Source organism: Bellilinea sp. (assembly GCF_053501535.1).
Genome location: NZ_JBRCOK010000157.1, coordinates 1 through 8,811 on the forward strand (window position 1 = coordinate 1; position 8,811 = coordinate 8,811).

At 52.1% G+C, this 8,811-nt stretch carries 7 protein-coding genes; 6 read left to right on the forward strand and 1 reads right to left on the reverse strand.

What is annotated here, in order from left to right; genetic code table 11:
- From ACWIZX_RS14470 to ACWIZX_RS14480, 3 genes are all read left to right on the forward strand, one after another.
- Positions 1-1,783 (forward strand): xanthine dehydrogenase family protein molybdopterin-binding subunit (locus tag ACWIZX_RS14470; protein WP_448336285.1); only part of this gene is annotated, 1,783 nt, incomplete at its 5' end.
- Between the two features lies 1 nt (position 1,784).
- Positions 1,785-2,273 carry a (2Fe-2S)-binding protein gene (locus ACWIZX_RS14475; RefSeq protein ID WP_322791661.1) on the forward strand — a complete coding sequence of 163 codons (489 nt, stop codon included), beginning with the start codon at positions 1,785-1,787 and terminating at the stop codon, positions 2,271-2,273.
- Between the two features lie 66 nt (positions 2,274-2,339).
- Positions 2,340-3,545: an amidohydrolase family protein gene (locus ACWIZX_RS14480; protein ID WP_448336286.1), complete on the forward strand. Its 1,206-nt coding sequence runs from the start codon at positions 2,340-2,342 to the stop codon at positions 3,543-3,545.
- 66 nt (positions 3,546-3,611) lie between these two features.
- Here ACWIZX_RS14480 and ACWIZX_RS14485 read toward each other — a convergent pair whose 3' ends face one another.
- Positions 3,612-5,963: a methyl-accepting chemotaxis protein gene (locus ACWIZX_RS14485; RefSeq protein ID WP_448336287.1), complete on the reverse strand. Its 2,352-nt coding sequence runs from the start codon at positions 5,961-5,963 to the stop codon at positions 3,612-3,614.
- Positions 5,964-6,142: 179 nt separating this feature from the next.
- On the opposite strand from ACWIZX_RS14485, the gene ACWIZX_RS14490 reads away from it, so the two are divergent.
- The 3 genes from ACWIZX_RS14490 to ACWIZX_RS14500 form a co-directional block, all read left to right on the forward strand.
- Positions 6,143-6,349, forward strand: a complete 207-nt coding sequence (locus ACWIZX_RS14490) for a hypothetical protein (RefSeq protein WP_322791658.1) — start codon at positions 6,143-6,145, stop codon at positions 6,347-6,349.
- A gap of 39 nt (positions 6,350-6,388) precedes the next feature.
- Positions 6,389-6,643: a hypothetical protein gene (locus ACWIZX_RS14495; RefSeq protein ID WP_416181013.1), complete on the forward strand. Its 255-nt coding sequence runs from the start codon at positions 6,389-6,391 to the stop codon at positions 6,641-6,643.
- A 130-nt stretch (positions 6,644-6,773) separates the two neighbouring features.
- Positions 6,774-8,811, forward strand: a 2,038-nt coding sequence (locus ACWIZX_RS14500) for an acetate--CoA ligase family protein (protein ID WP_448336288.1), incomplete at its 3' end; no start/stop codon positions are given.

An 8,811-nucleotide genomic window follows, 5' to 3' on the forward strand; every position in this document is an offset into this window, starting at 1 on the left:
CGAAGGCGAATTCAACTATCCCCTTGGTTCCTGCGCTGCCCTCGAACCGCACGGCTCCATCGTCTGGTTCAAAGAGGACCGCACGATCGAAATCTGGTCATCCTCCATCTGCCCCTTTATCATTCGCGATGACATTGCCCATTCCTACGGCGTGCCGGTTTCGGATGTGCGCGTTCACATCCCTGATATTGGCGGCTGTTTCGGCTACAAATCCGACATCACGGTTGAACAAACCGTCGCCTGGATTGCCAGTTTTGTCCCCGGACGGCCGGTCAAATGGGTTGCCAGCCGCAAAGAAGATATTACCAGCACCCTGCTGGCACACGGCATTCGTACAGTGATGAAGATTGGCGCCAAACGAGACGGTAAACTGGTCGCCCTCAAAACCACCGTTTACCATACCGGCGGGGCATACTCCGATACAGCCGTCAACGTGACCATTGCTGCCACGCATAACTCAACCGGCCCCTACGAATTTGAACATTGCGACTTGACCGGTTATACCGTCTATACCAACACACCGCCGGTAGGCGCTTACCGCGGCTACGGTCACCCCGAATCCCAATTCGCCACCGAACGAATGATGGACTTGCTGGCACGCAAACTCAATATAGATCCTTTTGAATTGCGCCGCAAGAATTACCTGCGTGAGGGCAGCATCAATTCTCTCGGAGAGCGCATGTGGAAATCGAATGGCGACATCGAAAAATGCGCCGACCGCGTTCAGGAAGTCTTATTCAGTCAGCCAAAAAAGAAAGAAGACGATCAATTCTACTATGGGCGTGGCTTTGCGGCGGTGATGAAGTCCCCCAAAGGCGCTCCATTCTCCACCAAAGGCTGCTACATGAAGATGAACATAGACGGCAGCGTTTCGGTCAACATGGGCGGCGCAGAGGTTGGACAGGGGCTGCGCACGGTCGTCCGCCAGATTGCCGCAGAAGCCCTCAAGATTCCACCCGAAAAAGTGCGCTGCTACAACGAAATTGACACCCAGTTCTCCCCCTACGAATGGCAAACCATTGGTTCCATGTTCACCATGCAGGGCGGGCGCGCCATCGTCCGCGCCGCAGAAAAATTGATTCAGGGCTTGAAGAAGACCGCCGCTCAGGTGTTGCGCACCGACGAGGACTACCTCGAATACAATGGTGAATATGTCTATCTGCGCAGCGATCCATCCATCCGCGTCCCCGTCACTCAACTGGCGCGCGGTTACATCACCGATAACGGCATCACCATCGGCGATCTGGCACAATCAGTGGCCGATGCCCGCCTGCCGCGCTATTCCAACCCCGATCAAAACGGGCAGGGCAGTCTGGGGGTAACCTATACATTTGGCGCGCAGGCAGCAGAAATCCGCATCGAAAAGAAAACCGGCAAGATCTATGTGGATCACTTTGCATCCGTCTTTGATGTTGGGCAGGTGATCAATCCCTTGCAGATTCGCGGCTCAGTGCTGGGCGGGGTAACCATGGCAATTGGCGCCGCCCTTTACGAAGAAGTCAAATTCGATGAGCAAGGGCGAATCCTCAATCCGCATTATTTCCAGTATCACATTCCTACCTATAAAGAGGCCCCGCAGCAAACCATTGAGTTTATTGAGACACCCGATCCCATCGGCGCTTTCGGCGCGCGCGGTATTGGCGAACATTCCGTCATCGGTGCGCCGCCCGCCATCCTCAACGCCATTTACGACGCCATCGGGGTTGACTTCTACGAAATCCCAGTAACCCCCGAAAAAATCAAACAAGCTCTCGAAGCCCGACAGGAAAAGGAGTATGCCTGATATGACCGAGAAAATTTCCTTTACTATCAACGGCGAATACCGCTCCGTTGAAATTGACGAAGAGACGATGGTCATTGATGTGATTCGCGACATGCTGGATTTAACCGGGACCAAGCGTGGCTGCGACAATGCCACCTGTGGAACCTGTGTAATTGTGATGAACGGAAAAGCCGTCAAATCCTGCAATACACCCGCCAGCAAAATGCAGGGGGCAGACATTCTGACCATCGAGGGCATGGCAAAAGGTACGGAATTACACCCCATCCAGAAAGCCATCGCCGAATCAGGTGCGGTGCAATGTGGATTTTGCACCCCAGGGATTGTGATGGAGCTCCATGCCCTGCTGGAAAGCAAACCGGATGCGGGCGAAACTGAACTTGCCAATGCCCTCAATAAACACCTGTGCCGTTGCACTGGCTATGAACCGATCCGCGATGGGGCGCTGATTGCCCAGCAGATTATCCGCGAGCGCATGACCGAAAAAGCCTGAAAATCTAAATCCTGCCCGTACAAACTACGGGCAGGATAATTTAATTTCTACACTCCGGAGGGAACAATGACTTTGGATTACCTGATCAAGAACGCCAAAACCCGCTTTTCAGGAAATGAGCTGGTGCAAATTGGCATCAAGGATGGGAAAATCGCTGCCATCGCACCAAAAATCGAGGGGGACGCAAAGCAGGTTGTGGATGCCGACGGCCATCTGGTGACCGAATCCTTCGTCAATGGGCACCTGCACCTCTGCAAGGTTTACACCCTTTCGATGATGGACGATGAAGCGCTGGGGGCTTATACGGGCGAGGCAATGGGTGGAGCAATGACCGCCATCGAACTGGCTGCCCGGGTTAAAGAAAAATACGATGAATCATGGATTATCGAAAACGTCCGCAAAGCGGTCAAACTGGCCATTCGCTTTGGCAACACCCACATCCGCGCCTTTGCCGATACGGATACCAAAGCCCGCCTTGAAGGGGTAAAAGCCCTCATCCGCGCCCGTGAAGAATTCAAAGGCAAAGTGGAACTTCAAGTGGTCGCTTTTCCGCAGGACGGCGTAGTGCGCGACCCCGGCGCAGAAGATTATGTGGAAGAAGCCCTCAAATTGGGAGCGGATGTGGTTGGCGGCATTCCGTGGATTGAATACACCGATGCCGATGCACAGGAACACATTGACCGTATGTTTGCCCTGGCAAAGAAGTACAACAAACCTGTTTCGATGCTGATTGACGATGCCGGCGACCCCACCCTGCGCACACTGGAAATGCTGGCGGTCAAGACTATCAAAGAAGGCTGGGAAGGGCGTGTAACCGCCCAGCACGCCCGCGCCATGGCCCTTTATCCGGAACCCTATTACCGAAAGATCGAATACCTGCTCAAACGCGCCCAAATTGGCGTGGTTTCTGACCCGCAGACCGGCCCGCTTTATGCCCGCGTCAAGTCGCTCTACAAAGCCGGCGTGCGCATTGCTCTCGGGCAGGATGACATTGCCGATGCCTACTATCCCTTTGGGCGCAACAATATGCTGGAAGTGGCCTTCCTTGCCGCTCACCTGATGTGGATGACCAGCCGCGAAGAATTGGAAATCCTCTACGACCTGATTACCACCAACGCCGCTCTGGCGCTGAATATCCCCAATTACGGCTTGAAAGAAGGTGGCAATGCCGATCTGGTCATTCTCAACGCTAACTCAGTTTGGGAAGCCATCTGGAATCACGAAGCCCCTCTGCACGTCTTCAAAGACGGTGTCGAAATCACCGAAAAATAAAAAGGTTGGGTAAAGCAAGAAAAACGGCGGAGGGTTCAACTCCGCCGTTTTCTTTTGTGTAACAGGTTACGATACTTTGAACTGACCCACCAGGCCGCGCAGCGCAGCCGCCATTTGCGAAAGCGAAACGGCCGCCGAAGTCACATCCTGCACCTGCTGGCTCATCTCGCGTGCCGCAGCGCTGATTTCCTCAATCGAAGCATTGGTTTCTTCATTGATGCTGGCGATCATTTCCATCGCTTCAGAAACCTCACTTGAACTGGCCGACATCTCTTCGGTGGAGGCAATGTTTTCCTCGACCACCGAGGATACCGAATCCATGACATCAATCAACTCGTTCGAAAAACCGGAAATCTGCTTAACAGCGACCGCGATGCCCTCGGCTTGCTGACGCACCTGTTCGATAACCTCTAAAATACGCATCAGGGCTTCATTAGATTGATGGGTTTGTGCCACACCATTTTCAACCTCTTTGGCGCTCAGGCTCATCGCTTCAACGGCTTCATGCACCGTTTTTTGAATTTCGGAAATCAATTCGCCGATCTGGCGGGTTGCCTGGGCTGAACGCTCAGCCAGTTTGCGGACTTCATCCGCTACAACCGCGAAACCCTTACCGTGTTCGCCGGCGCGGGCAGCCTCAATCGCAGCATTGAGCGCCAGCAGATTGGTCTGATTGGCAATATCCTCAATCGTTTCCAGGATGACACTGATCTGCTGAGAGCGGCTGCCCATTTCCTTAACCCGCTCCATCGAGAGATCAACTTTTTCTTTGATCAGCTGCATCCCGTGGATCATCTGATTGAGTGTCTCTGCGCTGTTTTGGGCTACCTGCGCTGCACTGACGGCGTTTTGCGCACCTTCGGTAGCCGTTTCAGCCACACTTTGCATCTTCTCCCCCATCTGATTGGAAACCTGCGATGCAGAAGTGACGGCTCTGGCCTGTTCCTGTGCGCCTTTAGCAACACCATCAATGGCATTCGCCATCTGGTGCACGGAACTGACCGTACGCTGAACCGATTCGGCCTGCTGGGATGACCCCATGGCAATCTGCTGCATAGTTTGGGCAATCTGCTCCGAAGCTACCCGTACCTGTTCGGCAAAATTTGCCAGTTCTGCCGAGGCTTTATCCAGTTCATTCGAGCTTTGAGAGAGACGCAGAACAGTGGACTTGAGGCTGGAAATCATGGTGGAGAAAGCCTGCCCCAAGCCGTCCCGCTCAGAACGCGGCTGGACTGAAAAACTTAAATCTCCTGCCGCCAATCGGTTGGCAACCTCAATCATTTCGGTGAAGTAGCCAACCAAGCGCTGAAAGGCGCGCCCAACCGTGCCCAATTCATCCTTGCGGTGGTAAATGGCTTCCAGTTGCTTCTGCTGGACTTCAGAGAAAGCCAGATCACCATCTGCCAGCTGATCGGCGGCTTTCTCAATCACCCCCAGCGGGCGGGTAATGGTATTGGCAATGAATAAGGCTGATACAAGACTGATAGCCAGCAGAATCAGCGTGGCAATCACGGCTGTGATTAAAGTCTGACGAACCTGCTGAGTTACGCCGGCCGTGCTCATGAATACCGTGATGGTTGCCTGTTCACCGGAACTGGTCTTAACCGGATAAACAACGCGCAATGCATTGGGGATTTCATCTACAACCACCTCGCCGCCGCTCAATGCTTGCTCAACGCTGTTCTCCCAATCGGTACTCAATAGATCGGATTGCGAGAAACCCTGACGAGCGCTGAAAACGACCGGCTGCTCTGCTACTTTGACGGCGACAGCATTGACATCCTTTACGGAAACCGTCTTATCCACCAGGGTTTGCAGGTTCATGCTGCGCGTCACCTCATCCAGATAGGTTGCTTCCACACCCACTTGCACAATGCGCGGGCTGTCCACGCCGGAAACCCCCACATATTTATATAGCTTTGAATCCAGTTCACGCACCTGCGCCGATTGAATCACCTCTCCGTTTTGCTGCTGAATGAGTTGATAGAATACATATGCCTGCGGCTGCTCGTTTGGATCGGGGCTGAAGGCAAAGGGGACATCAAAATTGGAATAAATCACCGTGCCACTATCATCGGTGATCCAGAACTCTTTCAGATCGGTGGTATCTACAATAGCGCGCAGCATGTCCTCAATCTGAGTTTCGCTCAAACCGGCTTTCAATGCTGCATCAATCAAATAGGCCGAGATTCTGGCCTGTGTGACCATTTGCCTGCCAACAATCCGGTCCACTTCCCCCGGTATCCGGTTGGCAAAATCCACCGAATGAGCAAACATTTCTGCCAGCGCCACGGCATTGGAACGGGTCTGTTCCAAAAGGGACTGGCGTGCCTGTGTTACCATCCAGGCCGTATTGACCCCCATTACAAACACCAGAATTAGCGTAATAATCAAAATCAAACGGTCTCTGAATTTCATACTACCTCTCTTGGGTTTATAAAGTTTTGTAAATGTATGACAACCGCAAGATATGATGCCCCGTTTTAATGATTTTGACCATAAGGACGGGGTAAAAGGTGTATAAAAAAGAGATAAATATTTCAAAGAGAAATTCGTGGTATAGTCTGTTTAACCAGAACTACTGCCGGAGGAATCCTGTGGAAAATCGTAAAGATCACCAGCGCAAGATTGTCGTTGAAGCCACCGCGAGTTCGATCGAAAAATGGCGCAAGCAAGTCATTGCCGGGCAGCCCGAAACCGGGCGTATGTTTGCCTTCATCAGTGATGAGGGCAGCTACATTCCCGGCGGTGAAGGCACAGCCCCAACACCCCTGACCTATTTTGTTTCCGGCATGGCGCTTTGACTGATCTCCCATGTGACGCAGGTTGCGTCCAAAAAGAAATTGAACATTCAAAAGGAAATCGTCAAAGTAACCGCCCATTTTCGGGAACAGGGTTCGGTGCTGCGCGGTGATGCCGAAGCATTCTGTGACGGCTTCGAAATCGAAATCCAGGTCGAATCGGGGGAATCCCCCGAAACCATCCGCGACCTGATTCGCCTTGCACGTCAAATGTGTTTTACAGAAGTAGCGCTGAGTGGTCAAACCCCTGTTACTCTCAGCGCGAGTTTGAACGGCGCTCCGCTGGATCAGCCTTAATCATCCCTATTAATGGTTTTTCTTCCAAACTTAAACGCCGCGAGAGTTATCGAAAGGCAATTTATGCCATAATAAACTCAAAGTCACAAACCTTTGTCGCCTAATGCCGGCAAGTTTCACGAGGAAAAACATGAATCAAATCTTTTATCCGCGCAGTCTGGTTGTCGTCGGGGTCTCCGACAAAGCAGATAACCTTGCCCGCCATATAGCCAACAATTTGATCGAGTTTGGTTATCAGGGAGAACTTTACTTACTTGGACGAAATGAAGGTTACACCTTAGATCGTCCCATTTATAACTCCATAAAACAATTACCGGCTGGGCTGGATTTAGCCATCATCCTCACTCCGGCGGCAACGGTGCCGGGTTTACTGGATGAATTAGGCGCTCATGGAATTCGTTATGCTGTGATCGAATCGGCTGGTTTCAGTGAATTTTCAGAAGAAGGCGCAAAATTGGAGAAGAAGATTCACCAGATTGCCCAAAAATGGGGTATGCGCCTCATTGGCCCAAATTGCATCGGCATCATCTGCACGGAAAGCGGCATTTGTACCATTTTTGTCCCAACCGATCCACAGGAAATCCGCCCAGGCACAATTTCGCTGGTTTCTCAAAGCGGCGGTGTGGTTTTGACCTGCATTGACATGCTTGCTGCAGCCGGATTGGGCATCTCCAAATCGGTCAGCGTGGGTAATAAAGTTGACCTTAAAGAAAGTGATTACCTGGCCTATCTGGTCAATGATCCGGCTACACAGGTTATTCTGCTCTACCTCGAAAGTATTGTAGAAGGCCGGCAACTGGTAGAACTGGCTGCTCAATCTCCCAAACCGATCATTGTCTATAAATCGAATACCAGTCAGGCCAGCGCTCAAATAGCTCAATCACACACTGCAGCACTGGCAAACGATGAAGGAATTGTCAATGCCGCCTTTCGACAATTTGGGATTACCCGTGCAATGACCTTTAGGGAAATGATGATCTACAGCAAAGGGTTTGTGCTTCCGCCGGTGCGCGGCAACCGTCTGGCAGTATTCTCACGTTCCGGAGGTCATGCCATCATAGCCGTAGATTGTGCCAGTCAGTTTGGGTTTGAGCTGCCGCCTTACAGTGATGAATTGATCGAAAAAGCGCAGCCTTTCTTTCGCGTCAACGTAATTGAACGCATGAACCCGCTGGATTTAGGCACCGTTTTTAACTTTGAAGCCTATCCTGTCCTGATCGAGGAAGCCATCCGGCTCAATCAAGCGGACGCCATTTTGCTGATTTTCAACTACCGCCGCGAAACGATTCCGATTGCCCGCGAGGTTGCCGAAAAAATAAAGTCCCTCAGTCAGCAGCATCACATCCCCGTTGCGCTTTGCTACTTCACCGAAACCAGTGAGTTTAACTATCTGGAACAAAATTTGGGCTTTCCAATTTTCAGCGAAGTCTATGAAGCCATTCAGGCGCTGGCTGCCTCTCGTGATCATTACCGCCGCCTCGAACTGCTCCGCACCGCTCCAACATCTGCCTTATTCTTGCCAAATGACGCCCAAAGCAAAGCCCATTGGGTCATCAGTCGCAAGTCTTCCGCTTTGCTAGCGCTGGATCAGGCCATGCAGGTGTGTGAGTCCTATGGTTTACCGGTAGCGCCATGGGCAAAAGTTTACAATCTTTCGCAGGCTGTTGAGGTATCCGCGCGCATTGGTTACCCGGTCGTGGTCAAGGCCATCTCTGAACAGGTGACGCATAAAACTGATGTTGGCGCTGTTGCACTGAATATCCCCGATCAAGTCCTGCTGGCTTCCGCTATGTTGGAAATGGAACAGCGTTTCAGCCAGCAAGGGCTTGAACCGCCCGAACAATTCCTGATTCAGAAAATGTTGAACGGCGGCAGAGAGATAATTCTGGGCGCCAAACGCGATCCTTCCTTTGGCCCTGTCCTGTTGTTGGGTCTGGGTGGTATTTACGCAGAAGCCTTGCAAGATATCGCCATCCGCCTTGCGCCCCTAAGCCGCGCGGATGTTGAAGAAATGCTGAATGAGTTGCGCGGCACACGCTTACTGCGCGGATTTCGCGGTCAGCCGCCCGCCGACCGCACTGCACTGGTAGATGCCATGCTGCGCCTGTCTCAATTGATGATGGATTGCGAGGAAATTCTGGAAATTGACCTCAACCCTGCCCTGGTAT

Bases quoted from the DNA above. Each gene is read 5' to 3' on its own strand.
- ACWIZX_RS14475 (WP_322791661.1), top strand. From the start codon at position 1,785: ATGACCGAGAAAATTTCCTTTACTATCAACGGCGAATACCGCTCCGTT.
- ACWIZX_RS14485 (WP_448336287.1), bottom strand. From the start codon at position 5,963: ATGAAATTCAGAGACCGTTTGATTTTGATTATTACGCTAATTCTGGTG.
- ACWIZX_RS14480 (WP_448336286.1), top strand. From the start codon at position 2,340: ATGACTTTGGATTACCTGATCAAGAACGCCAAAACCCGCTTTTCAGGA.